This is a genomic window from Thalassospira sp. (assembly GCF_030690045.1).
GTDB lineage: Bacteria > Pseudomonadota > Alphaproteobacteria > Rhodospirillales > Thalassospiraceae > Thalassospira.
The window spans coordinates 289,392-315,493 of record NZ_JAUYHK010000016.1; the positions used below are offsets into that span (position 1 = coordinate 289,392).

16 protein-coding genes and 2 tRNA genes are annotated in these 26,102 nt (G+C 55.2%); 6 read left to right on the forward strand and 12 right to left on the reverse strand.

The window, feature by feature from the left end:
- Positions 1 to 33: 33 nt before the first annotated feature.
- The gene (locus Q8O73_RS12940; protein ID WP_305558581.1) at positions 34 to 765 is read left to right on the forward strand and encodes an ABC transporter ATP-binding protein; all 732 of its coding nucleotides are present in this window, start codon (positions 34 to 36) and stop codon (positions 763 to 765) included.
- Complete coding sequence (locus Q8O73_RS12945; RefSeq protein ID WP_305558582.1) at positions 762 to 3,311, forward strand: ABC transporter permease; 2,550 nt, start codon at positions 762 to 764, stop codon at positions 3,309 to 3,311. The genes Q8O73_RS12940 and Q8O73_RS12945 overlap by 4 nt, the downstream gene beginning before the upstream one ends.
- Positions 3,312 to 3,372: 61 nt before the next feature.
- On the opposite strand, the gene Q8O73_RS12950 is transcribed toward Q8O73_RS12945, so the two are convergent.
- Both Q8O73_RS12950 and Q8O73_RS12955 read right to left on the reverse strand, forming a co-directional pair.
- On the reverse strand, positions 3,373 to 4,989 hold the full coding sequence (locus tag Q8O73_RS12950; RefSeq protein WP_305558583.1) for an acyl-CoA synthetase: 1,617 nt from the start codon (positions 4,987 to 4,989) through the stop codon (positions 3,373 to 3,375).
- A gap of 128 nt (positions 4,990 to 5,117) precedes the next feature.
- Positions 5,118 to 6,512, reverse strand: coding sequence for a hypothetical protein (locus tag Q8O73_RS12955; RefSeq protein ID WP_305558584.1), 1,395 nt, complete (start codon positions 6,510 to 6,512; stop codon positions 5,118 to 5,120).
- A gap of 244 nt (positions 6,513 to 6,756) precedes the next feature.
- On the opposite strand from Q8O73_RS12955, the gene Q8O73_RS12960 reads away from it, so the two are divergent.
- Complete coding sequence (locus tag Q8O73_RS12960) at positions 6,757 to 7,476, forward strand: Bax inhibitor-1/YccA family protein (protein WP_305558585.1); 720 nt, start codon at positions 6,757 to 6,759, stop codon at positions 7,474 to 7,476.
- 97 nt (positions 7,477 to 7,573) lie between these two features.
- Here Q8O73_RS12960 and Q8O73_RS12965 read toward each other — a convergent pair whose 3' ends face one another.
- Both Q8O73_RS12965 and htpX read right to left on the reverse strand, forming a co-directional pair.
- Positions 7,574 to 9,013 (reverse strand): hypothetical protein, encoded by a 1,440-nt coding sequence (locus Q8O73_RS12965; RefSeq protein ID WP_305558586.1) that lies wholly within the window; start codon positions 9,011 to 9,013, stop codon positions 7,574 to 7,576.
- 141 nt (positions 9,014 to 9,154) lie between these two features.
- Positions 9,155 to 10,096 (reverse strand): zinc metalloprotease HtpX, encoded by a 942-nt coding sequence (gene htpX, locus Q8O73_RS12970; RefSeq protein ID WP_305558587.1) that lies wholly within the window; start codon positions 10,094 to 10,096, stop codon positions 9,155 to 9,157.
- A gap of 298 nt (positions 10,097 to 10,394) precedes the next feature.
- Here htpX and Q8O73_RS12975 point away from each other — a divergent pair, with 298 nt between their 5' ends.
- The gene (locus tag Q8O73_RS12975) at positions 10,395 to 11,039 is read left to right on the forward strand and encodes a hypothetical protein (RefSeq protein WP_305558588.1); all 645 of its coding nucleotides are present in this window, start codon (positions 10,395 to 10,397) and stop codon (positions 11,037 to 11,039) included.
- Positions 11,040 to 11,111: 72 nt separating this feature from the next.
- On the opposite strand, the gene Q8O73_RS12980 is transcribed toward Q8O73_RS12975, so the two are convergent.
- The 4 genes from Q8O73_RS12980 to Q8O73_RS12995 all read right to left on the reverse strand — a co-directional run bounded on the left by Q8O73_RS12980 (position 11,112) and on the right by Q8O73_RS12995 (position 21,320).
- Entirely contained in the window at positions 11,112 to 14,291 is a 3,180-nt protein-coding gene (locus tag Q8O73_RS12980) for an efflux RND transporter permease subunit (RefSeq protein ID WP_305558589.1), read from the reverse strand.
- 37 nt (positions 14,292 to 14,328) lie between these two features.
- Positions 14,329 to 15,498, reverse strand: coding sequence for an efflux RND transporter periplasmic adaptor subunit (locus tag Q8O73_RS12985; RefSeq protein ID WP_305558590.1), 1,170 nt, complete (start codon positions 15,496 to 15,498; stop codon positions 14,329 to 14,331).
- A gap of 114 nt (positions 15,499 to 15,612) precedes the next feature.
- Complete coding sequence (locus Q8O73_RS12990) at positions 15,613 to 16,245, reverse strand: TetR/AcrR family transcriptional regulator (RefSeq protein ID WP_305558591.1); 633 nt, start codon at positions 16,243 to 16,245, stop codon at positions 15,613 to 15,615.
- 245 nt (positions 16,246 to 16,490) lie between these two features.
- The gene (locus Q8O73_RS12995) at positions 16,491 to 21,320 is read right to left on the reverse strand and encodes an NAD-glutamate dehydrogenase (protein ID WP_305558592.1); all 4,830 of its coding nucleotides are present in this window, start codon (positions 21,318 to 21,320) and stop codon (positions 16,491 to 16,493) included.
- Positions 21,321 to 21,693: 373 nt separating this feature from the next.
- Between Q8O73_RS12995 and fabI the strand changes: the two genes are divergently transcribed.
- Entirely contained in the window at positions 21,694 to 22,452 is a 759-nt protein-coding gene (gene fabI, locus Q8O73_RS13000) for an enoyl-ACP reductase FabI (RefSeq protein WP_305558593.1), read from the forward strand.
- Between the two features lie 32 nt (positions 22,453 to 22,484).
- Here fabI and Q8O73_RS13005 read toward each other — a convergent pair whose 3' ends face one another.
- The 4 genes from Q8O73_RS13005 to Q8O73_RS13020 form a co-directional block, all read right to left on the reverse strand.
- On the reverse strand, positions 22,485 to 24,206 hold the full coding sequence (locus tag Q8O73_RS13005; RefSeq protein WP_305558594.1) for a calcium-binding protein: 1,722 nt from the start codon (positions 24,204 to 24,206) through the stop codon (positions 22,485 to 22,487).
- A 184-nt stretch (positions 24,207 to 24,390) separates the two neighbouring features.
- Positions 24,391 to 25,125, reverse strand: a complete 735-nt coding sequence (locus tag Q8O73_RS13010; protein WP_305558595.1) for a DUF488 family protein — start codon at positions 25,123 to 25,125, stop codon at positions 24,391 to 24,393.
- Positions 25,125 to 25,199: transfer RNA gene (locus Q8O73_RS13015), tRNA-Gly, on the reverse strand. The genes Q8O73_RS13010 and Q8O73_RS13015 overlap by 1 nt, the downstream gene beginning before the upstream one ends.
- Before the next feature lie 35 nt (positions 25,200 to 25,234).
- Positions 25,235 to 25,309 (reverse strand) — tRNA-Gly (locus Q8O73_RS13020).
- Between the two features lie 215 nt (positions 25,310 to 25,524).
- On the opposite strand from Q8O73_RS13020, the gene Q8O73_RS13025 reads away from it, so the two are divergent.
- On the forward strand, positions 25,525 to 26,034 hold the full coding sequence (locus Q8O73_RS13025; protein ID WP_305558596.1) for a prolyl-tRNA synthetase associated domain-containing protein: 510 nt from the start codon (positions 25,525 to 25,527) through the stop codon (positions 26,032 to 26,034).
- Positions 26,035 to 26,102 lie beyond the last annotated feature (68 nt).

A 26,102-nucleotide genomic window follows, 5' to 3' on the forward strand; every position in this document is an offset into this window, starting at 1 on the left:
ACCGCAATGGCGTAACCGGCACAGGAATGACTTATGCGTGACCCCGAAACCAATCCGACCCCGCAATCTGGCGCGACCCCGACCCGGACCATTGATGTTCGGGACCTGAAACTGAGCCTCAAGGGACCGGCAGGGATCGTTGATATCCTCAAGGGGGTCAACATTCAGGTCAATGCGGGCGAAAGAGTCAGTCTGGTCGGCCCGTCCGGGTCTGGCAAAACATCGCTTTTGATGGTGATTGCCGGTCTGGAACAGGCCCAGCACGGCACAATCGAGGTATGCGGCAATGATTTGCGCGCCCTTGATGAAGACGGGCTGGCGCTGTATCGCCGCCATCATGTCGGCATTGTCTTTCAGGATTTTCATCTGGTGCCGACCATGAGTGCGCTGGAAAATGTCGCCCTGCCGATGGAATTTGCCGGACGCAAGGATGCCTTTGCCCGCGCCGAAGAAGAATTAAAGGCAGTCGGCCTTGGTCATCGCATTGGCCATTATCCGGGACAATTGAGCGGCGGCGAACAACAGCGTGTTGCGCTGGCCCGTGCGCTGGCAACCGATCCGCAATTGCTGCTGGCTGATGAGCCGACCGGCAATCTGGATGGCGCCACAGGCGAAACGATTATTGAATTGTTGTTTAATCTGGCACGCAGCAAGGGATCAACCCTGTTGCTGATTACCCATGATCCTGAACTGGCGGCCCGGTGCGACCGGTCGATCATGCTGCGCGACGGGGAAATCGTTACGCATGAGGAATCAGCCGCATGAACACCCCAACCAACAGCACCGAACCCGATTTATGGGCGATTGCCTGGCGGGTCTGCCGCCGGGAATTACGCAGCGGTTTTGGCGGATTCTGGATTTTTCTGGCCTGTCTGGCGCTGGGCGTCGGCGCGATTTCGGCCGTGGGCAATGTGTCGCAATCGGTGATGAGCGCGCTGGAACGCGATGGTCGCGCCCTTTTGGGCGGCGATGTCGAATTGCGCCTGACCCATATCGAGGCAACGCCGGAACAACGCGACTGGTTAAACGACAATACCGACCGTCTCAGCATCAATGCCACCGTGCGCGCCACCGTTTATGGCCCGGGTCAACGCCGCCTTGTCGAACTTAAGGCAATTGACGATGCCTATCCGCTGTTTGGCGCGATGGAATTGCAAGACGGCATATCATTTGACGGTATTTTAAATCAACAGGATGGCATTTGGGGGGCAGTTGCCGGTCCCGGATTGCTGGAACGTTTGAATATCACGGTCGGCGATACTGTCAAACTGGGCGATATCGACATTCAAATTCGCGGTATCATCACCCGCGAACCTGATCAGGTTGCCGATTTTTTCAGTTTCGGCCCACGTTTGATGATCGCCCTGCCCGCCCTTGCCGATACCGGCCTGATTCAGCCCGGCAGTCTGGTCCAATATCATTACACCCTTGATCTGGCAGACGCAGAAACCCCGGAAATGTTCCGGGAACGCCTTGATAACCGTTTTGAAGACGCTGGATGGCGTATTCGCGATACCGGCAATGCCGCGCCCGGCCTGCGCCGGTTTGTTGAACGCCTGACCCTGTTTCTGACCCTTGTTGGCCTGTCGGCCCTGCTGGTTGGGGGCATTGGGGTTGCCAATGCGGTGCGCAGCCATATCGAAAGCAAAACAACCGTCATCGCCACCCTGAAATCCATTGGCGGCTCACACGGTCTGGTTTTGCGGATTTATCTGTTGCAAATCATGGTTCTGGCCCTTGTCGGGATTGCCATTGGTCTGGTGATTGGCGGGATCACGCCGTTGCTGGTTGCCCCGTTGCTGGCGGCCAAACTGCCAATTGCCGTCAGTGCCGGACCGGCCATCCCGACGCTTTTGACGGCCTCTGCCTTTGGCATTCTGACCACGCTGGTTTTTGCCCTGCCATCGCTGTTGCGGGCCCGTGAGATTCCGGCAGCGCGGCTGTTTCGCGCGAGTGCGGGCCTGAATGGAGCCGTCGTCCGCAAACGGGACTTGCCGATGATTGGCATTCCGCTGGTTTTGTTGTTGCTTCTGACTGTCCTGACGGCAACCGATCAAACCATTGCCCTTGCCTTTATCGGCGGGTCGATTGCCGCAATCATTGTCTTTATCTGGGCGGGCCAGGCCATTATGTCGTTCTCGAAACGACTGACACCGGGGCGGCGGGCTTTTACCCGTCTGGCACTGGCCAATCTGCATCGCCCCGGCGCGGCAACAGCACCTGTGGCGTTGTCGCTTGGTCTGGGCCTGACCCTGCTGGTGACGATTTCCGGTATTGGCGGCAATCTAAATAATGAAATCACCGAACGCCTGCCGCAAAGTGCGCCGTCGTTCTTTTTCCTGGATATCCGCCCCGATCAGATAGAAGATTTTCGCAACCGGCTGACCACCACACAATCCGTTTCGCAGATCGAACAAACCCCGATGTTGCGCGGGCGGGTCACCGCGATTGACGGCATTAGTGCCGATGATGTGCCGCCCGGTGATGATCGCTGGTTTCTGCGCGGGGATCGTGGCCTGACATTTGCCGCCACCCCACCCGATGAAACCACCCTGATCGCCGGGAACTGGTGGCCTGCCGATTATAATGACGCAGAAAAACCGCTGGTGTCCCTGACCGCCGATATCGGTGCCAGTTTTGACCTGCAACCGGGTGATACCGTCACAGTTAATATTCTGGGCCGTGACATCACCGCTGAAATTGCCAATCTGCGCGAGGTGGACTGGTCCAGCCTGCGGATGAATTTCGCCATGGTATTTTCACCGGGCCTGATCGACAAGGCCCCCTACAGCCTGATCGCCACCGCCCATATGCCGCCACAAATGGAAGAACCGGTCGATGCGATGGTCGGGCGGGATTTCCCCAATGTCTCGACCATACGGGTGCGCGAGGCACTGGAGGCTGCCAATACCATGCTGGCGGGAATTGGCGTTGCCCTGAACGCCACCGGATCGATTGCGATTGTCGCAGGGATTCTGGTGCTGGCCGGGGCGGTCGCCGCCGGGCGGCGCAAACGCATTTATGATGCGGTCGTCCTGAAAACACTGGGCGCGACACGCGGCAATATTCTGTATGCCTATGCGCTGGAATACGGGATTTTGGGTCTTGCAACCGGGGTCATCGCCGCTGTGTTTGGCAGTGTGGCAGCATGGGCGGTTCTGACGCAAGTCATGGGTGCCCCCTGGACTTTGTTGCCATCGACCGTTTTGTGGCCGATTGCCATTGGTTTGCTGGCGACCCTTAGTGCCGGGTTTGTCGGCACATGGCATGCCCTGCGCAGCCCCGCCGCCCCGATCTTGCGCAACGAATAATCAAACCCGTTGCGTAACGATTTTACCGGCCCGGATATTTTGATATCCGGGCCGGTGTTGTTTATGCCATATCGCGCAAGTCGCGGCGGATCACTTTGCCGGTTGTCGTCATCGGCAAATGATCAACAAAGGCGATTTCGCGCGGATATTCATGCGCGGCCAGTCGGGTTTTGACAAAATCGCGAATATCATCGGCAAGACCCGGTCCCGGTTTGACCCCATCCCCCAACACGATAAACGCCTTGATGATCTGGCCGCGCACCGGATCAGGTTTGCCAATCACACCGGCCATCCGAACGGCCGGATGGCCGATCAGACAATCTTCGATTTCGCCCGGTCCGATGCGGTATCCGGCCGAACTGATCAGATCATCGTCGCGCCCGACAAAACGGATATAACCTTCCTCGTCCATTTCGCCCATATCGCCGGTCAGAAGCCAACCATTGACGAATTTGGCCTGCGTTGCCGCCGGATTGCGCCAATATTCCAGAAACATCACCGGGTCGGGAACCCGCACCCCGATACGCCCCATCTGACCTTGCGATACTTCGTATCCATCGCCATCAATGACTGCCACCCGGTGACCCGGCACCGCCCGGCCCATGATCCCCGGTTTGGGGTCCATCATCACAGAACAGGAACTGACCACCATGTTGCATTCGGTCTGGCCGTAAAATTCATTGATGGTCACCCCCAGAACCCGTCGACCCCATTCCATCAGTTCGGTGCCCAGAGTTTCGCCGCCACTGGCAACCGACCGCAGGTTTAAAGTGTAACCGGCAGCACTTTCATCCCCAGCCGCCCGCATCATTTTAAGAGCAGTCGGCGGCAAAAAGGCATTGCGCACCCCGTATTCCGCCATCAGACCAAAGGCCGCCTGCGCATCAAATTTTTCAAACCGGTGCGCGACCACCGGCACCCCGTGATGCCAGGCTGGCAACAAAACATCCAGCAACCCGCCAATCCACGCCCAGTCGGCCGGGGTCCAGATCACATCACCATCCTGCGGGAAAAAATCATGGGACATTTCAACACCGGGCAAATGCCCCAACAATACCCGATGGGCATGCAGGGCCCCTTTGGGCTGTCCGGTGGTACCCGATGTGTAAATGATCAGGGCCGGTTCATCGGCGCGGGTATGGACCGGATCGAAATGGTCACTGGCCTCGGCCGATAATGATTTGAAATCGAAACAACGATCCGGCTTGCCATCCACCACATAGACATATTCCAGGGCAGGCAACAGATCGCGGATTTCGGCAATTTTGCGCGCCCCCTCCATATCGGTCACCAACGCCTTGGCCGCACAATTGCCCAGCCGGTATTCCAGCGCCTCCACCCCGAACAGGGTAAATAACGGCACCGCCACCGCACCCATTTTGTAGGTTGCGACATGGGCAATCGCGGTTTCGGGTGATTGCGGCAACAAAATCCCGACCCGGTCGCCCCGGCGAATGCCATGACGCGCCATCACATTGGCAAACCGGTTGGACAGACGTTTGATCTGGGCAAAGCTGTAATCGCGGCGCGATCCGTCGCGACGGCGATAAATCAGGGCCAGACGATCCGGATCATCGGCCCATTTGTCGCACACATCGACACCAATATTGAAATGTACCGGTATGTCCCAGACAAAATCCGAACACACCGCCTCGTAATCCGCACGCACCGGCAGCATGATACCTCCCTGAACAGACCGCGCTTTTTTTTGGTTTTCCCCTGCGCACCATAATCTGTCGGATCACATGCTAATCACCGGGCGCCCACAGGGCAAGCATCCTGCCTGACATGATTCAAAGTTTTTGCCTAACGCGAGGGTGACAACAAAAATGTGAAATCGGATTTCTGCCCTGCATCGCTTTGCGCAGCACTATGACAACCAAGGCACGATCCTTGCGGCTGATCCTGAATGAAACTTTCAAGGGCGGTATTGCTGAGAAACCGGGGGACTTCACCCACCCCGAACGGCTCGCCACCACCATTGCCAACCCATTGGGTGCCAACCAGAAAATAATTCTGCCATACGGTTCCGGCCAAGGCCTGCTGCCAGTGGCGATTGGTTTCAAGCGTTCCATCAAAAAGCTGCCAGCATCGTACAATCCCCGCAGGCGGCACGGTATTTCCGGCCTGATCCCGTGCAAAAGGCGGAGCCGGGCCCCACAAGGCCGCCCGTCCAAAAGACGTCCCGGATGTCGCCGACTCCGAACCCCAAAAATGATAGGATTCATCGTCCCCCGATGCCGGAATGCGGCAGCCATCCGGAAACAGGTTTTTGGGAATGATGTTGTTGACCTCCCGCGCATTCGCGGCCAGCGGCACATTGTCATTATGTTCAAAGGTCGCCCAGATCCAGCGATCACCATTGCCGCTTTGTATTCGTTGCACAATATGCAGCCCGACCAGACCGACGGTCACATCATGACAGGCGGCCTGCCCGTCCAGCGCATCCGCCGCCGCAACGGCAATCCGCGCCGGTTGGGTATAAAAACCGGCGGTATTTGTGCCATCGGGCAAAACCCGCCACGCAAATTTCAAAATCATTGCACCGGGCGTCACCCCCGCTGGAGATGATGTTGCGACCGGAAAGGCGATGGCATTGCCACTTTGGGCAAAGGCGGTCCGCCCGGCCACCGTGGTTAAATGGTTTTCCTCAATGTAATTGCGGGCCGCCGCATTCATGCGGGTCTGATACAAAACATAATTGCCCGCCTGATCAACCAGAACATCGCCGGACACCTGATGGAATTGCCGCAGCACCAGATCATCGCCCCCCGATGTCCTGCCGCAAATTTCATCAGCCTGTATTCCGGGCGATACCACATCTTCTGCCGGGGTAAAGCCGCGCCAGCGCGCGCCCCCGGCAGCGGGGTTGCGATATCCATCGGGTAAAACCGCACGATTCTGGTCCAGCGGCCAGTTCACCGCCATAAAAGCCCGCCAGGCAAAACGGTCAAAAGGATGCTGTGCCTGCAAAGCGATAAAGCGATAGATGAAACTGGCATCGAATTCGGGAATATCGACCGGCATGTCGCCACAGGGCGTCGTGATACCGGGGGTAACGCAAAAATCATCCGGGTTGGTCATGCCTGACGAAATTCCATCCGCCCGCGCAAACAGCATCGGACCTGCAACACAAAAAACCGCCGCCAGAAAAATGCTGCGCCACGCACACAAGGCGGCGACATCTTGATCTTCAGACATTTTTCCGGTGACTGTCTTCATCGCAGAATGGCTTTGCATTCCTGTTGTCCGACCCCTTTATTGTAACAATTTCAGACGGGAAAGTCTTTGATCTCGTGAAATGTGAACAGGATCACATATTTACATGACATCTTGCCGACAAATCCGGCCAGACATTGCATTTCAGTGAGATTATGCCATATTTCGAACATCGCAGAATTGTATGTTTGATTCTGCACCGAAATAGATGAAATGAGGGATTTCAATGGCTTTTGAAACACGTCAACGTGGCTATGACGTCTCGGTTGGCCGGTCGGCAGCCGAGGTCGATGCTGGCCTTCGCGCCTATATGCTGAGTGTTTATAACTACATGGCGTCGGCACTTGCCCTGACCGGTATCGTGGCGATGGTTGTGTCAACCAACGACGCCCTGATGTCTGCCATTTTTGGCAGTGGTCTTGGCTTTGTTGTCATGCTGGCCCCGATCGGGCTGGTGCTGTTTCTCAGCATGCGCATCCACAAAATGAGCTTCGGCGCAGCCCAGACCACCTTCTGGATTTATGCCGCTCTTATGGGTCTGTCGCTGTCGTCGATTTTCCTTGTCTATACCGGCGAAAGCATCGCCCGCACCTTCTTCATCGCCGCCTCGACCTTTGGCGCGATGAGCCTTTATGGTTACACCACCAAAAAGGACCTGTCGGGTTGGGGCAGCTTTTTGTTCATGGGCCTGATCGGTATCATCCTTGCCAGCGTCGTCAACATCTTCCTCGGAAGTGGCATGCTGCAATTTGTGATTTCGGCAGCGGGCGTTCTGATCTTTACCGGCCTGACCGCCTATGACACCCAACGGATCAAGGAAAGCTACTTTGTCCATGATGATCAGGCTGTTGCGGGCAAAAAAGCCATCTTTGGTGCCTTGCAGCTGTATCTTGATTTCATCAACCTGTTTATCATGCTGCTGCATTTCTTCGGCAACCGCGAATAACCGCGCTGTACCGACAAACGACAAACCCCGCAGGCATCAGTTCATTGCTTGCGGGTTTTTTCTTTGGGGGCAGATCATCCCGCCGAACACGCAAGAACTATCCGCCGGTTGCCGCCACCACCGCCTTGCGCTTACCCGCCTGATCGATCAGGGTTTCCATCCGCAAATAACCGCCATGGGCGGCCCGTGCCGCCCCCAGCGCCCCGGCTTCTTCAAAACTGTATTGCGCCTGAATGAAATTGTTGCGCGCCGATTGTAAAAGGGAGGCATCCTGTTGCGCCCCGCGTCCCTTGTGGCTTTGCACCGTTGCCAACGCAAAAACCGCCCGCCCCCACAAATAGGGATAATCGCGTTTCGGGCAGACTTTCAACGCCGCCTGAAAAATCGGGATCGCCTGATCGCGGGTTGCATCGACCTGTTCAATGTCGCTATGCGCCACCAGTGCCTCGCCCAGACCATACGCCGCACGAGCATAGATACCCGGCTGGGTTTTCGGATTGATCAGGCCAATCGCCCGGCGATAACTGGCCATTCCCGCCGTGATCAGATCGCCATCGCCACTGGTTTTTCCGCAGGCAATAGAAGCCTCGCCCAGATTGCTGTGACACAGGGCCTGTGCAGTTGTCGCACCAGGCAGAAATTCAAAATGGCGCACCAGAATCTGCCAGACCTCCATCGCCATCTTGCCGGAACGGTCACTGACATCGCTGATCATCGACCAGTTCAAAAGCCCGCCATACAGTGCAAGCAACGCCGTGTCGGCCACAGACAGGGATGTGGTCGCCACCACCGTCACCGGCTTGCCACTCGCCGATGGCATAAAGGGCATTGTCAGGGGTTCGATCATTTTCAAGGCTGCCGGGCAGGCGGACCGGTCGCCGGTTTCGGCCAGAACAAAGGCGGCAAAGGCAAAAACCGTCGCCAGCCCGGCTTCGAAACCGGCCGGATTGTCTCCGGCGGCAATCTTCTCGCCAATTGTTTGCATTTCCGCCTGAAGGCGCGTCATTTGAAGGCGACGTTCCGCCCCGCCCACCGTCCTGCGCAGTTTTTCCGTCGCCAACAAAATACGCGCCGCCTGTGGCAAGGCCGCCGTCGGGGATGGTTTGAAAACATGCACCAGCGGCACCAGCAAATCATTGCCCGGCGCAACGGTTGCCTTGTTGGAAAAACGCAGATGAATGGCCTTGCCAGCCGGGTCAATATCACCCCATAAAATGGCGTCGGCATCTTGACGTGCCGCAGCATTCAGCGCCTGAAAATGTGCCTCGCGCCATGCCTGTACCGGATCGGCCCCCTCTGCGGGGGCAAAACCTTGCGCACCGATCACCAGATCATATTGCTGATGGCTGTTCAAACGGTCGGACAGCCATCCGGCCAACTGGCTGTCATCGCCGACAAAGGCCGCGATCATGGCGCGCAAACGCCCGTTGCCCTCATCGTCAGGGCCCGGTGTGGTGGCGCCCCGTGTCCCGGACGCAGTCGTATCGCCAAATAACGACAGGACCACCTGGGTCAGTACCGACCATAAACCGGCCATGCCAGTCTTGCTCCTGCGATATTTATCTGGAATCTGACGTGATTACGGCAGGAATCGAGTATCGACAGGTGGCACCATCCCGTCAATCACCACACACGCATAAGCGGCCTATACCCATGGCCTATACAGGATAAAGCCGTTTTAGCCCCAAGGGCGTGACCGGCGGCGGGCAGTGGCGGGTTTTGACGAAGGCGAAGACATCCGGGTCGGAGAGGATGCATTTGGCATATTGCCGGATCCGGCCATCGCCTTTAACCGTGCAATACGGTTTTCCATCGCCGGATGGGTGGAAAACAAGCTGTCCACGCCTTTGCCCGATAACGGATTGGCGATATACATATGCGCGGTCGCCGGATTGCGTTCGGCATCCATATTGGGAATGGCATGTACTCCCTGATCCAGCCGCGCCAGCGCACTGGCCAGCCATAAGGGCTGTCCACAAATTTCCGCCCCCATTTTATCGGCGTCATATTCGCGGGTGCGCGAAATCGCCATCTGCACCAATGCCGCCCCCAACGGGGCCAGAATCGCCATCAAAAGCATGCCGATCCCGCCCAGCGGATTGTTGTTGTTGCGCCCGCCGCCAAACATCGAAGCAAACATCGCAAAATTCGCCAATGCCGAAATTGCACCGGCGATGGTCGCCGTCACCGTCATGATCAGAGTATCGCGGTTTTTGATGTGGGCCAGTTCGTGGGCCATCACCCCGGCAATCTCATTGGGGTTTAACAATTTCAAAAGGCCGGTAGTCGCGGCCACGGCGGCATTTTCGGGATTGCGCCCGGTGGCAAAGGCATTGGGTTGCGGGTTTTCGATGACATAGACCTTTGGCATCGGCAATCCGGCGCGTTCCGACAATTGCCGGACCATTGCCACCAGTTCCGGGGCAGTGCGCGCATCAACCTGTTGCGCCCCGCGCATCCGCAACAGCATGGCGTCGGAATTCCAATACGCAAAGACATTCATCCCGCCTGCAATCAGCAACGCAATGATCATGCCTTGCTGACCGCCAATCATCATGCCGACAACACCAAACAGCGCCGTCAACCCGGCAAGCAGCAAACCTGTACGCACGTAATTCATGGCTACGCGATCCTCCAACAAATAATCCGGATCAAAGATAGGCAGAAGTTCGGGCATGGCAAGCACCGGGTAATTATGTACTGGTGCCACCCGGCAACTGTTTCTCTGATGCCCTTTTCTATCGGCAGTTACTGCTCTCTAACCTTATGAAATAGGTAAATATTTCCCTGTTTCATGCTCCTATGACCCGCTTCACATACGCGATCTGATTGATATCTATTGGTAAATTCAACAGCACGCATAGGTGGCATTAATATTGCTTACTCTCCCGCATAACAATGATACAGCGAGGTAATCAATGGTCAATATTCAGGGGAAAATGACTCTCGTCGGCACCCAGTTGCTTACGCTCCCGCGTCCGATCAATTCACAGACGGGCGAATATAGCGACAAATATTCTGTCGACGAATGGAAGGCCCTTTGGGACGAACGCAGGGCCGATTTCAATGCCATCCGCAGCAAGGGCGAGAACCAGCTAAACCAATGGCTGGATGAGAATGCCAATACCGATGTTACCAAGGCCTATTACCTTGATGGTCAACTGGTTGCGGTTTTTGGCGAGGATAATATCAACGTCTCAAACGGTATGAATTATGGCTTTGAATACAGAATAGCCAAAAACGAAGCCGAAAATCAGGGACTGAGCGGTGATGACCTGACAAAATATGTCGAAAATCGGATTGAGTTGGAGTTACGCCGTAAATACGGCACCCGGTTGCAAGTTGAAGAAGGATCTGCCGGATCGCTTGGCACGCTTGCCGATTACCGGGAAGATCTTTTCGGCGGCAATAGGTGGCCCGGCGCAGAGAATTTGCCTGAGATTCCTGAAATCGACTGGAACGCACCCTCGCCCGCAGAAGCCGGCACCTGGCAAGGTCCGCTAGCAAAGATCGACACCGCTACGTTTCTTGGTATTCAACGTCTGGTCTTTGAAAACCAGTAAGGAAAAGAAGAACAGCCGGACCGTGGGGTCGGGGGGAGAGATTCCGGCCCGGCTGTTCTGCAACAATATGCGTTATTGTGCAGGCTGCTGCGCGTCAGCTTCTTGCGATGAACGTATATTGTTGCCCCGGCCGATCATGCGCACCAGTACATAGAAAACCGGTGTCAGGATCAGGCCAAAGATCGTCACACCCAGCATGCCGGAAAACACGGCAAAACCGATTGCCTGTCGCATTTCCGACCCGGCCCCGGATGACAGCACCAGCGGCACCACCCCCATGATAAAGGCAAGCGAGGTCATCAGGATCGGACGCAGACGCAGGCGGCTGGCCTCGATGGCCGCCTGAACGGTGGTGCGGCCCTGATGTTCAAGTTCACGGGCGAATTCGACAATCAGAATGGCGTTTTTCGAGGCCAGCCCGGCCAGAACAAACAGGCTGATCTGGGTGAAGATGTTGTTATCACCCCCAAACAGATAAACCCCGAATACCGCCGACAGGGTGCTCATCGGTACGATCAGAATAACCGCCAATGGCAGGGTCAGGCTTTCATATTGAGCAGCCAGAACCAGAAACACCAGCAAGATACAGATCGGGAAAATAAAGATCGCCGTATTGCCCGCCAGAATCTGCTGATAGGTCAGTTCCGTCCACTCATATGAGATGCCCGGTGGCAGGGTTTCCTCCAAAATCTTTATGATCGCGGCCTCGGCCTCGCCACTGGAATAACCCGGTGCGGCGTTGCCATTCAGATCGCCCGACCGAAATGCGTTATAGCGCATGGCGGTATCCGGTCCGAAGGTTTCGCTGATCGACATGACACTGCCCAGCGGCACCATATCGCCCTCCGTATTGCGCGTTTGCAGGCGCATGATATCTTCTGGACTTGAACGATACGGTTTGTCGGCCTGCGCAATCACCTGATAGGTCCGGCCAAACTGGTTAAAATCGTTCACATACATCGATCCCAGATAAATCTGCATGGTCCGGAAGATTTCATCGACCGGCACACCCAGTTGCTGAACCTTGGTACGATCCAGATCGGCCTGCAATTGCGGGACATTGATGTTATAGCTGGAAAACACCCCGGTCAGTTCGGGCGCGGCCCACGCCTTGGCCAATACCTGTTTCATGGTATCATCCAGCGCCCGATAACCCTGATTGCTGCGGTCCTGTATCTGCAATTTGAAACCGCCCACCGTGCCAAGCCCCTGTACCGGGGGGGGCGGGAAGATGGCCACAAACGCCTCGTCAATCGCGGCATATTTCTGTTGCAGCTTGTTGGCAATCACCAGTCCCGACAGATCGGCACTTTTGCGTTCGTCAAAATCGGTCAGGGCGACAAAGACAATTCCCGCACTTGAACTGTTGACAAAACCGTTGATCGACAGCCCCGGAAACGCCACGGCACTTTCGACACCCGGTTCATTCAACGCAATTTCCGACATTTCCCGAATCACGTCTTCGGTCCGGTCAAGGGTCGCCCCTTGGGGCAATTGCGCAAAACTGACCAGATATTGCTTGTCCTGAAGCGGAACAAAGCCAGACGGCAAAATCTGGAATCCCTGCCATGTCAGAACCAGCAATCCGGCATAGACCACCATCATCACCGCCTTGACACCCAGCAGACGCTTTACCCCACCGGCATACAGGTCCGTACTGCGGTTAAAGAACCGGTTAAAGGCGCGAAAGAACCAGCCAAAGACAAAATCCATCGCCCGCGTCAGCCAGTCTTTTGGTGCGTCATACCGACGCAGCAACAAGGCCGACAAAGCCGGGCTGAGCGTCAGGGAATTGATCGTCGAAATGATGGTCGCAATTGCAATGGTCAGGGCAAATTGCTGATAAAACTGGCCGGTCAGGCCGCTGATAAAGGCAATCGGCACGAACACACCGGTAATCACGAGCGAGGTGGCAATGATCGGCCCGGTGACTTCGCGCATGGCGGCCACCGTTGCATCACGCGGTGCCAAACCACGTTCGATGTTGCGTTCAACATTCTCGACCACGACAATCGCGTCATCCACCACAATCCCGATAGCCAAGATCAATCCGAACAATGACAGCACATTGATGGAAAATCCCAAAAGCAGCATCATCGCGAATGTCCCGATGATCGATACCGGCACCGCCAAAAGTGGAATGATCGACGCCCGCCAGGTCTGAAGAAACACAGTGACGACCACGACAACCAAGGCAACAGCCTCCAGCAAGGTGATGATCACCGATTTGATCGAACTGCGCACAAACACAGTCGGGTCGTAAACGATGCTGTAATCAAGGTCTTCGGGGAAGCTCTGTTTAAGTTCTTCCATCGTCGCGCGGACATTGCTGGAGATATCCAGCGCATTGGAACCCGGCGAGGCAAAGATCGGAATTGCTACTGCCGATTTGTTATCAAGCAGAGATCGCAAGGCATATTGCTGCGCCTCAAGCTCAACCCGTGCGACATCGCCAAGGCGCGTTACGGTGCCATTCTCATCCCGTTTGATAATGATGTCGGAAAATTCTTCGGCGGTTTCCAGTCGACCACTGACATTGATCGGTAACTGGAACTGCACACCGGTATCATAAGGTGCCCCGCCGATGGTTCCGGCGGCCACCTGCACATTCTGACCCTGAATCGCCGAAACAACCTCCCCTGCGGTCAGACCACGTTCGGCCACACGGTCGGGATTAAGCCAGACACGCATGGCATAATCGCCCGATCCAAACAGGCCAACCTGACCGACGCCCTTGATGCGCGCCAGACGATCCCGGACATTCAGTGTCGCGTAATTGCGCAAATACAGCATGTCATAACGGTCACTGGGCGACAGCAAATGCACGACCATGGTCAGGTCGGGTGATCGTTTCGCAACAGTCACACCAAGCTGGCGTACGATATCGGGCAGGCGCGGTTCGGCCTGCGAGACCCGGTTCTGCACCTTTTGCTGGGCCAGATCAGGATCGGTACCGATTTCAAATGTAACGGTCAGGCTCAGATTGCCATCCGTCGTGGCAAGCGAGTTGATATACAGCATCCCCTCGACCCCGTTGATCTGTTCTTCAAGCGGGGATGCCACAGTTTCGGCGATTTCAGCCGGGTTGGCACCGGGGAATCGCGCCTCGACTACGATGGAGGGGGGGACGACTTCCGGATATTCGGAAATCGGCAAACGCCACATCGCAATCAGGCCGGCCAAAAGGATCAGGACGGAAAGAACGCCTGCGAAAATCGGGCGATCAACAAAAAATCGGGATAAATTCTGCATGATGGTCAGCCTTGCTGCGATATGACAGGCGCATCGATTACGATGCGGACGCCTGAACAATTTCAGGAGCGACCGGCATGCCCGGACGAACTTTCATGATTCCATTGACGATCACAAGATCGCCCGGTTCCAGTCCCGATGTCACAATCCGCATGCCATCCACTTCGGTTCCCAGTGTCACCTGACGATAGGCAACGGTCTGATCGGGCTGAACCACATAGACAAATTTGCGATCCTGATCGGTACTGACAGCATCGGGAGAAATCAGGATGACATTTTCCATGGCAGGGGTCCCGATTTGCAGGCTGGCAAACGTACCGGGTAAAAACACGCCATCGCGGTTTTCAAAAACCGCCCGGGTGCGGATCGTGCCGGACCGCACATCAATGCGGTTGTCAAAGCTATGCACATGCCCCGAAATGACGTCGCCATTTGTCATGATCATCTGGACCGGAATACGGCGGGCCGCATCGGCAGCACCTCCTCCCACCCCATGAAGACCGGCGAAATAGGTTTGTTCGTCCAGATCGAAATCCGCATAGATATGTTCGGTCGATACAATGGTGGTCAGAACCGGTGCATTCGCCCCGGCATTGACCTGATTGCCCACTGTCAGTTCAACCCGGCTGACGCGACCGTCAATCGGGGCTTTGACATAGGCATGATCCAGTTCGATTTCGGCCAGTTCCAATTGCGCCTGTGCCCGGCTGACTTGGCTTTGGGCGACCTGATGGGCACTGACACGCTCGTCAAACACGCGCTTGGAAACGGTACCATTGGCAACCAACTGTTCGGCCCGCGCCTTTTCCTTGGCTGCCAGTGACAGGGTTTCACGGGCGGCGTTCAGTTCGGCTCGCGCCTGATCAACGGCAGCCTTATAAGTACGCGGATCAATCACCGCAAGGATGTCCCCCTTGCGCACCAACTGACTGTCTTCAAAACGGATTTCGACAATTGCGCCACTGACCTGCGGGCGCAATTGCACTTCTTCAACCGCACTCAGCCGACCTGAAAATTTGTTCCAAAGCATGACGGATCGGGCCTGAACCCCTTGCACCGACACCGGGGTTGCTTGCGGCATTTCGGCCTGCGCCACAACAACATCATCGTCAGAAACGGCGGCATGCAGACCATACCCACCCGCGGCAAGTGCTGCGATCACGGTCGTTGCCGACAGCAGCATTTTCAATTTTGAACGTGATTGCATCTTCTCATTTCCCAAAGCGTTACCCGCACAATTGCGGACCAATTTAACCGACAGATACGTACCGATCGGTTTGCTCGCAAGAGGGAAATGGATATTTTTTAGTTATTTTATGTTTCAGACGGCTCTAATATTTGCAACATGATGCACAGAAACCACCTTTAAGTCTCTGTATTCTTTCCTTAAATCGAGGATTCGACACAGACCTTCATGCAGATCAGACCGAACAGTATCCATACTGTTAAAAACCTTGCCGTAGGACAGCAACCCCTGAACATATTGAAACATCATTCGGGCCAGAACCATCACATCCGTATCGCCATTCAGCATCCCGTCGCCCTTAAGTCCGCGGACCATGCAGGCCAGATATTTGATCTGCTCGCTCGCCAGTTCCTGCGAACAGACCTGCACTTCTTCGTCCTCCGGACCAACCTGCCCACCCGCCGTAAACAATGGGCAGCCGCTGACTTCAGCATCCCCGCAAAACGGCTTGTTTACCTGCCCTTCTATAACCAGATCAACATAGCGGCTGAACTGGTCCAGCGGCGTAACATCGGGCGAAAAAACATCGCGTAGCGCCTCCTTGCTTTTGTCCCAGTAATAACGTCCGGCGGCGGCGAACAAGGTCGCCTTACTCTCGAAATGATGATAAAAGGCACCCTTGGTCACACCGGCCTGTTTGCAGATTTCGCTGACACCCACATGGTGATAGCTGCTGCTCCATAACAATTGCATTGCTGTTTCCAGCAATTTGATGCGTGTCTCCGTCGCGTTCCTCATCGTTTCCACCTTTTTTGTTTTTACATACCTAATATACAAACCGGTCGGTATTTTTCAAGGGAAACCCCGCCTTTTCCTGTTCCCAACATAGCAAAACGGCAGGAAAATGTCAGGAAATCATACATACCAACACACTTCCAATGGCTTAGACGCCAGACATGCAAAAGGGCGGGTTTCCCCGCCCTTTCATCACATATCCGAAATGATGTGGTGGCTTATCCGCCGACCAAGGCCCGCACCTGCCGGTTGGCAACGGTGATCATGGCAAGATCGATCTGGCCTGCGGTGTTCAGTTCGTCGATCAACTGGTCACAGCGGGCGCAGCCACGCTGATGCGCACTTACCCATTGTTCGACCAGTTCCATGCCGGTCACATCCGAACCACCTTCGGTCAGAACCACGCGCGTCAGTTCACGTTGATGACCAAACAGGTCGTCAATTGCCGCCGACCGCGCCATTTTCTGCCAATAGGTATCGGCTTCGATGATCTCGGCCGCCGCCCGCAACAGGCCCAGTTGGAAACGCGTGCCGATGGCGAAATAGGTTTCGCCAACTTCCAGAATATCGCGCCCGGTGGCCTCGGCAATCCGGACAATATCGCAAATCGCCACCAATTGCGGCATGGCGGCAATCCGCAGGGCGAGATCATCGGGCACCCCTTGGGATTTCAGATGTTCGGCCTGCTGCATGACCGATGTTCGTATCCCAGAATCGACCGGGACGATCTGATCAAGCGATGCGATCACCCGGCTGATGGCCGGACCAAAGCGTTCGATCAGGGCGCCAACATTCAGATCCTCGCAATTGCGCAGGAACCAAAGCGTCACTTCCCCGACCATCCGCCCGATATCCTTGAACATGTCGATCTGCACACTGGCGGCGACCCTGTTATCAAGGGCCTCAATCGCCGCCCAGGTCTCGCGCAGACCAAACACCGAGCGCGCAACCAGATAGCCACGTGACACATCCACCGCATTCAACCCGGACGCCTCGACCATATCATGGACAAAAGTGCCGCCCACCCGGTTGACCAGACTGTTGATCGCCACGGTCGCAATGATTTCACGCCGCAAACGGTGGTTTGAAATCGCCGCGGCGTATTTCGTGCGCAAGGCCGTCGGGAAATACCGCACCAGTTCATCGACCAGAACCGGATCATCGGGCAGATCGGACCCCAGCACCTCGTCATACAGCCACAATTTGGCATAGGGCATCAGAACCGAGATTTCCGGTCGTGTCAGACCTTCGCCGACATTGAAACGACGCGCCAGTTCCTCGTCATCGGGCAGATATTCAATCTCGCGATTGAGCCGCCCGACACGTTCCAGCATGCGGATCAGGCGGACCTGCGCATCAAGCGAATCCACTCCACCAGCAAAGATGTTGGAAATCGCCTGGCTTTGCAGGTAATTGTCCCGCAAGACCAGATTACCCACTTCTTCGGTCATATCCACCAGCAGCTTGTTGCGCTGCTTTTCGGTCATATCGCCATTGGCAACCACATCGCCCAGCAAAATCTTGATATTGACCTCGTGGTCGGAGCAATTGACCCCGCCGGCATTGTCGATGGCATCGGTGTTCAACCGCCCACCCTGTCGCGCATATTCAATGCGACCATTTTGGGTACAGCCAAGATTTGCCCCTTCGCCAATGACTTTCGCCCGGACATCCTGCCCGTTGATACGTATGGCATCATTGGCGCGGTCGCCGACATCGGCATGGCTTTCGTCTTCGGATTTGATATAGGTGCCAATACCGCCGAACCATAACAGTTCGACATCGGCCCTGAGGATCGCCTTCATCATATCCGCAGGCGTCACCTTGCCCACCCCAAGGCCCAGCAACTGACGGACTTCGGGTGAGGGTTCCAGCGTTTTGGCCCTGCGGTCAAAAATCGCCCCACCTTTTGACAGAACATCGGTGTCGTAATCGATCCAGCTGGATCGTGGCAAATCGAACAGCCGTTGCCGTTCGGCGAGGCTTTTTGCCATATCCGGGTCGGGATCGACAAAGATATGCAGATGGTTGAAAGCCGCCACCAGCCGGATTTTTTCGGACAACAGCATGCCATTGCCAAAAACGTCGCCCGACATGTCACCGACACCGGCCACGGTAAAGGGTTCGGTCTGGATGTCCTTGCCGATTTCGCGGAAATGGCGTTTGACCGATTCCCATGCGCCGCGCGCGGTAATGCCCATTTTTTTATGGTCATATCCCTGCGACCCACCCGAGGCAAAGGCATCGTCCAGCCAGAAACCGTAATCGCGCGCAACACCATTGGCGATATCGGAAAAGGTTGCCGTGCCCTTGTCGGCGGCCACCACCAGATAGGGATCATCGCCATCAAGGCGCGTCACCCGTTCCGGCGGAACAATCGTCCCGGCGACAATATTGTCGGTAATATCCAGCAGGCCCGACATCAGGATTTTATAACAGGCAATGCCTTCTGCCAGTATCGCCTCGCGCGTACCATCAACCGGCGGACGCTTGACGACAAAGCCGCCTTTTGATCCGACTGGCACAATCACCGCATTCTTGACCATCTGCGCCTTTACAAGACCCAGAATTTCAGTGCGGAAATCTTCCTGCCGGTCTGACCAGCGAATACCGCCACGCGCCACCGGCCCGCCGCGCAAATGCACGGCCTCGACCCGCGGGGAATAAACAAAAACTTCGCGCCATGGCCTTGGAAGCGGCAAATCTTCAACCATTGCAGAATTGAATTTTACCGACAGATAGGATTTGGGATTACCATCCGCGCCATACTGGAAAAAGTTGGTGCGCAGGCTTGATTGCACCAGATTGAGGAAGGCCCGCAAAATGCGGTCTTCATCCGGATTCATCACATCATCCAGACGATGCAAAATATCGGCTTCAATCGTCTCGGCCTCGACAGAGCTGCCGCGATCAGGATCAAACCGCGCCAGAAACAATTTGACAATTTCGGCGGCCAATGCCGGATTATTGGCCAGGGTTTTAATCATGTAATCCTGCGAAAAGGCCGACCCGGTCTGGCGCATATAACGTGCGTAGGTCCGCAAGATCACCACTTCGCGCCAGGACAGACCGCCCAACAGCACCAGACGGTTAAAGCCGTCATTTTCGACCTCGCCATGCCAGATGCGCACAAACAGTTCCTGAAACTTGTTGCGCACATCATGCAGGCTGAACTGACCATCCACCGTCACCCCGAAATCATGGATGCGAACAGCCATCGACCCGTCACGCGGCGTCACCGCAAACGGATTTTCGGTAATCACCTTCAGCCCCATATTTTCAAGCATCGGCAAAACATCGGACAGTGGCACCGGTGCGCCGGGACTATAGATTTTAAAGCGCAGTTCGTTTTCGGCGGCCTCAATCGGGCGATACAGATTGACCCGCAAATCACTGGCCTTGATCACATCCTCGATGCGCTGGATATCGAGAACAGCATTTTCGACCGTAAAGCGTTCCTGATAGTCAATGGCAAAGGAATCGGCATAGCGACGATAAAGTTCCAGCCCCCGCTCCTCGCCGGTTTCGCGCACCAGAACCTGCCGCAAGACGTCGGACCAGTCGCGTGCCACCTCAACCAGCCGGGCTTCGATATCGGCGACATCATATTCCGGCAAGTCACCGGGTGTGGTTTTGACCAGAACATGCAACCGTGCCAGCGGCGAATCGCCAACCTGGGTGTAATGCGCCGTGACCTTGCCGTTAAACGCCGTCTCGATCACATTCTGGAAGCGGATGCGCAATTTGGTGGTGAAACGGTCGCGCGGGCAATAGACCTGACAGGACACAAACCGCTCGAACGCATCACGCCGGACAAACAGGGCAATGCGTTGACGTTCCTGCAAATGCAGGATGCCCATGCAGATATGATAAAGATCATCCAGTTCAATCTGGAACAACTCATCACGCGGGAAGGTTTCCAGAATATTGAGCAACGCCTTGCCATCATGGCTTCCGGCCGGGAAACCGGCACGACGCACGGTTTCATCCAGTTTCATCCGCAACAGCGGAATATGGCGGGGGCTAAGATTATAGGCGACCGAGGTAAACAGGCCGACAAACATATGCTGGCCGATCACCTTGCCCTTGTCGTCGAACTGCTTGATAACAAGGGTATCAAGATGAACCGGACGATGAACGGTGGATTGCTTGTTGGCCTTGGTCACCATCAACAGGTTGGGCTGAGTGACAAAGGCCTGTACTTCGGGGGACAGGCTGCCCAGTTGGCGCAGTTCATCGAAAATGTGGGTGCCCTCACGACTGAGGATACCCAGTTGTGTATCGGCATTCACATCAACCCGGGCTTTTTTGCCCTCGCCACCGAACCGGTATTCGCGGTAGCCCAGAAAGGTAAAATGATCATCATGAAGCCAGTTCAGGAAATCACGGGTTTCGCCCAGATCCCCGGCTGAGATGCCCGTCGGGGCCTTTTCAATTTGCCCCAAAACGGCGCGCGCCTTGGCCAGCATCGGCTGCCAGTCGCGTACCGCCAGACTGACATCGGTCAGAACATCGTCCAGACGGTCATGAACGGCGGCAAGAATTTTTTCATCGGTCTGTTCATCGATTTCGACATGCATGACCGATTCTCGTGGGGCGTCCGAATCTTCGACGCCGGAAATCGACTGCATGACGCCCTTGTCATCGCGGGCAATGCGCATGATCGGGTGAATAACCAGATGCACCGACAGATCAAAATCATTGAGAGCAGATGTGACCGAGTCGACCAGAAACGGCATGTCGGTATTGATAATCTCGATCACCGTATGATCGGATTTCCAGCCATGTTCTTCAAGTTCAGGATTATAGACACGGATTTTAGCCGTTTTTTCCGGCGGGCGTTTCTGCGCAAAATGATACAGGGTCAGTGCCGACCCATAGAGCGTATCCACCGACCGGCCCGACATATCATCGGGCGGGACATTTTTGTAAAAAAGGCGAACGAATGTTTCCGCATCCTTCGCCCCATTGCCTTTCAATCGCAGATGAACCTGTTCGACAACCTTGTCGATGACTTCCCGTTTCGGGTCGTCGTTTCGGGCTTTCATGTCGTCTTTCCCTTTTTTTCGGTCCTGTTTGCCAGCACCGTAAATGCCGGTCTTTGCGACCGGCACCAAACACCTCGGATCGTCACATACCGGAATTTCTGCCGCCATTCCCCAGCGAACGAAAACCACAGGGAAACCGCTGCCTTCATCCAGTTCTACACATAGAGCATCACGAGGTTAAAAACCACTTATGCCCGACAAATTTTTTTGTTTTGTCAGGCACTTCGCAAGGTCTCCGCAGTTTCCCTTAGCGCAAATCATCATCACGTTTTCACATTATATTGCACCGCAAAATGCGATAATGATACGCTGATCGCGGGATTTTACCGCCCCCTTCGCAACTGCAACGCAAAACACGAACAGGAATTGACGGATGTTACAGGGTAAAAAAGGACTGGTGGTCGGGATCGCCAACGACAAATCCATTGCCTGGGGCTGTGCGCGGGCCTTTCATCGCTATGGTGCCGATCTTGCCGTCACCTGGTTAAATGACAAATCGGAAAAATATGTTCGTCCGCTGGCTGAGCAATGCGGGGCCAGCATCATCTCTCCGCTGGATGTGCAGGATGACCGCCAGATCGAATCCCTGTTTGACCGGATTGAGGCCGAATGGGGGAAACTTGATTTCCTGCTGCATTCGATTGCCTTTGCCCCACAGAATGATTTGCATGGCAGGGTGATTGACTGTTCGCGCGAAGGATTCCTGATGGCGATGGATATTTCCTGCCATTCCTTTCAACGGCTGGCCAAACGCGCCGAACCCCTGATGAAAGACGGTGGGGCATTGCTGACCGTGACCTATATGGGATCGGAACGGGTAGTGGACCATTATGGCATTATGGGCCCGGTGAAGGCCGCCCTTGAATCCGCCACCCGCTATATGGCGGCCGAATTGGGGTCGCAAAATATTCAGGTCCACGCCATTTCGCCGGGGCCGCTTTTGACCCGGACGGCATCAGGCATCGCCGAATTTGATACCCTGATGACCCAGGCACAGCACCGCGCACCGGGGCGGCGTCTTGTCACCATTGATGAAATCGGTGATCTTGCCGCCTTTCTGGCTTCTGATCGTTCCCGCGCCATTACCGGCGATGTGATCCATATTGATGGTGGGTATCACATTATGGGCTAGGACGGACGCCATCCGACGGGTCCCTACCGCGATCAGACATAAATGCCACTGGCATCCTCGAACACCACATTATCCTCGGACATATGTGCCAAATCGACATTCTCGATCAAAACGCCATAGCCGTAATGTCGCCCGCCGCTGAAATCGACATAAAGACCCTCGTCGGTTTCTTCGGCATGGGCGATGAAGTCCTCAAAATCATAAATGCCGCTTTTTTCCTGGAATTCTGCACCCAGCGCGATACGGTCACCATTTGCGCCACTTTCAAAATCGGCGACACGATCCCGTTCCGCCCCACCTTCAAATATCCGCCACAAAAATGTATCGGGACCGTCATCCCGAGGATAGGTGTTGGAATGGCCGCGCAGATAATCGTTACCATCACCGCCTTCAAGCGTATCATGACCGCCACCACCAGACAGAACATCATGCCCGTCGCCGCCCTGCACCACATCATCCCCACCCGATCCGCGAATAATGTTTCGACCAGCATCGCCGATCAGAAGATCGTCATGGGCCGTGCCGAACAGATTTTCGATATTATAAAAAATATCTCCTTCGGCTTCGCCACCATGGGCCATGCCGGTGGCCAGATTGACCTCGACGCCACTTTCCCCGTCATAACGCAGGGTATCGTTTCCTGCGCCGCCATCAATATAATCGGCATCCGCGCCGGGGCTTAGCGTGTCGTCACCTTCCCCGCCGTAAAGGGAATCCTCGCCGGCCCGGCTACTCAGATTATCGTCGCCTGCGCCCCCGAACAGGATGTCATTCCCCGGCACCTCGCCAAGATAATCCCCATACAGAAAATCATCCCCGCCACCGCCATATAGAATATCATCCCCGTCACGCCCCCACAGAACGTTACTTTGATCATCACCAATCAGGATATCGTCCAAACGGCTGCCTTCGACCACTTCGATGCCAACAAGACGATCCCCCTGCGCCTCGCCGCCATGCCCGGTTCCAGCCACCAGATCAATCACCACACCTTCGGTTGCTGTATCGGTGTCGTAACTGGCAGTGTCCCATATTCCGGCTCCTCCATCCAGAAGATCGGCACCGGCACCGCCCGTCAGGGTGTCATTACCACCCCCGCCAATCAATTGATCGTCACCAAGGCCGCCCGACAAGGTATCGCCCTGCGCGCCACCTTCGATCAGATCATCCCCGGCGGCACCGTCCAGTTCGTTCCAATAGGTCGCACTGCCCATCAAATGATCATTATGAGACGAACCGATCACATTCACAGGCCCGGCAAAGCTGTCCCCCTCGGCATCGCCCCCTGCACCAGTGCCCGCCTCAAGGTCAATTGTTACACCGGCATCGGAACCCGCGTAACTTACTGTGGTCCCGACTGACGTATTGAAACGATCTGCCCCGCCACCTCCTTCGACCACACCCCATATACCGGTGATAACATCATCATGATCGCTACCAATCAAATCAAGAGTGACCCAGTGATTACCGATCGTCACACTATCACCTTGTGCATCCCCACCGGCGGCCTCAAAACTTTTGCTGGACGGATAATAGGCAACATTCACCCCCTCGTCCGATGTGCGATAGGACAGGGTCGCCGTTCCGGTGTTCGCATCGGTAATAACAAATTCATCGGCACCCGACCCACCTTCCAGAATGTCATGCCCGCCAATTGCTTCCAGCCGGTCATTGCCACCAAGCCCCGAAAGACTGTCATCCTCAGCCGTACCGACAAGGTTGTCGTCATTTTCTGTACCAATAATGATTGCCATGATTTCCTCCGGATATTGACTCTTTCTTGTGAAATTTAGCCACTTATCCAAACAAAAATCAATTATAAGTAAATACTAAAATAGTATTTTTAAAATTGAATATAATTCAATCAATATTTAGAAAAATAAATCACCAGATATGATTTCATTTTCTATATTTATGGCGTGAGTTATTTTAAGAATACTATTTTTTCTTCTTTTCGGTTTTTCTGATAACATTCATTGCCTTTGGTGCAATTCGCGCCACCTGCTTTTGCAGGGCCAGATCGAATACTGATCGTAGATCATGCGCCGGATTGGCAAACAGGTCGGGCGTATCACCGCCATGCATTTTTACCATCCGGCATTCGGTATCATGCTGTGTTTCGATCCGGCCATCCTTCAGAATATGGCGCAAATCAAACCCGGACTCCTTCAGGGCCGGGGCGATCAACAAGGTTCGATGGCAATCCAGCGGATCTTTCTCCGCACACATCAGACAAATACGATACCGCGCAGCCCCGCTAATCAGCCGGGCCATGCCTTGCTGAAATGCCGGGGTTTGCGACATCGCCCGATAATCAAGCTGCCCGCCGGGATAAAGCCGCTCATCCTGGGGCTTGCCACCCAGAAGATCGCCCATGAAGACATAGGCAATGCCCTGCAATCTCAGCCACGGTCCGAAATCATCCGAATCAAAAGCCGTCCAGTAACTTGATCTTTTGAAAGTCCGGATATCAGCCACCGCCGTGATGCGGTGTTCTCGCAAGGCCGCCAGCAAACTGTCGCGGTCATGTCCGGCATAGCCGATGGTAAAAAGGATGGGGGCGTCGATGCTGCTGCTCATGGCGGTATCATCCTGTGGCAAATCGGGAAAAACAAGCCACAATACCCAAAAAGCAAAGGCCGCCCCATCGGGACGGCCTTGGACTTTCATCATGGAGCGGGCGAAGAGATTCGAACTCTCGACCCTAACCTTGGCAAGGTTATGCTCTACCCCTGAGCTACGCCCGCATCATCATGAAAGCGATGCCAAGAAAATTTTCCGATGGAGCGGGCGAAGAGATTCGAACTCTCGACCCTAACCTTGGCAAGGTTATGCTCTACCCCTGAGCTACGCCCGCATCATCGGTCTGTTTTCTGCCCCCTTGGGAGCGGCGCGGATAATATCCCATCAAAACCCGATTGCAACCCTTTTTTCCATGAAAATGTCATATCATGGAATATGGCTGATTTCCTTGATTTTTCAAGGATACCACCCACCCTGCCGGGGGTTGAATGACGTTTGCGTCACAGGATCAAAATGAGTATCTTGCTGCGTCCGTGCGCAGAGAAAGCAATGATGATGTTCGATCCGCAAACCCGCCTGCTTGCCCATCTTGACCAGTTGGGCATCGTCCCTACCCTGCACAGCCACCCGCCGTTGTTTACGGTTGCAGATTCGCAGGCCCTGCGCGGCGACCTGCCGGGCTTGCACAGCAAGAATTTGTTCCTGAAGGACAAAAAGGACGCCTTGTGGCTGCTGGTGGTCGAGGAAACGCGCGACATCCGCATCAATCACCTGCATAAATCGCTGGGCTGTGGCCGCCTGTCCTTTGGGAATCCCGACCTGTTATTCGACATTCTGGGTGTCACGCCGGGGTCTGTCAGCCCGTTCGCCCTGATCAATGACCGCGAAACCCGTGTGAATGTTGCCTTTGACAGGATGTTGATGGAGGGCGATACCCTGAATTTCCATCCCCTGCGCAATGACCGCACCGCCGCAATTGCCCCCGATGATCTGTTGAAATTTGTTGAAAGCCTTGGCCATCATCCGGTCATTATCGATTTTTCTACCGTACCGGCCTGACAGGCAGGACATACGAATCTGCGGGTCGCCTCTTGTGCTTTGGCACTGGCGTTATCATTTAAAAACCT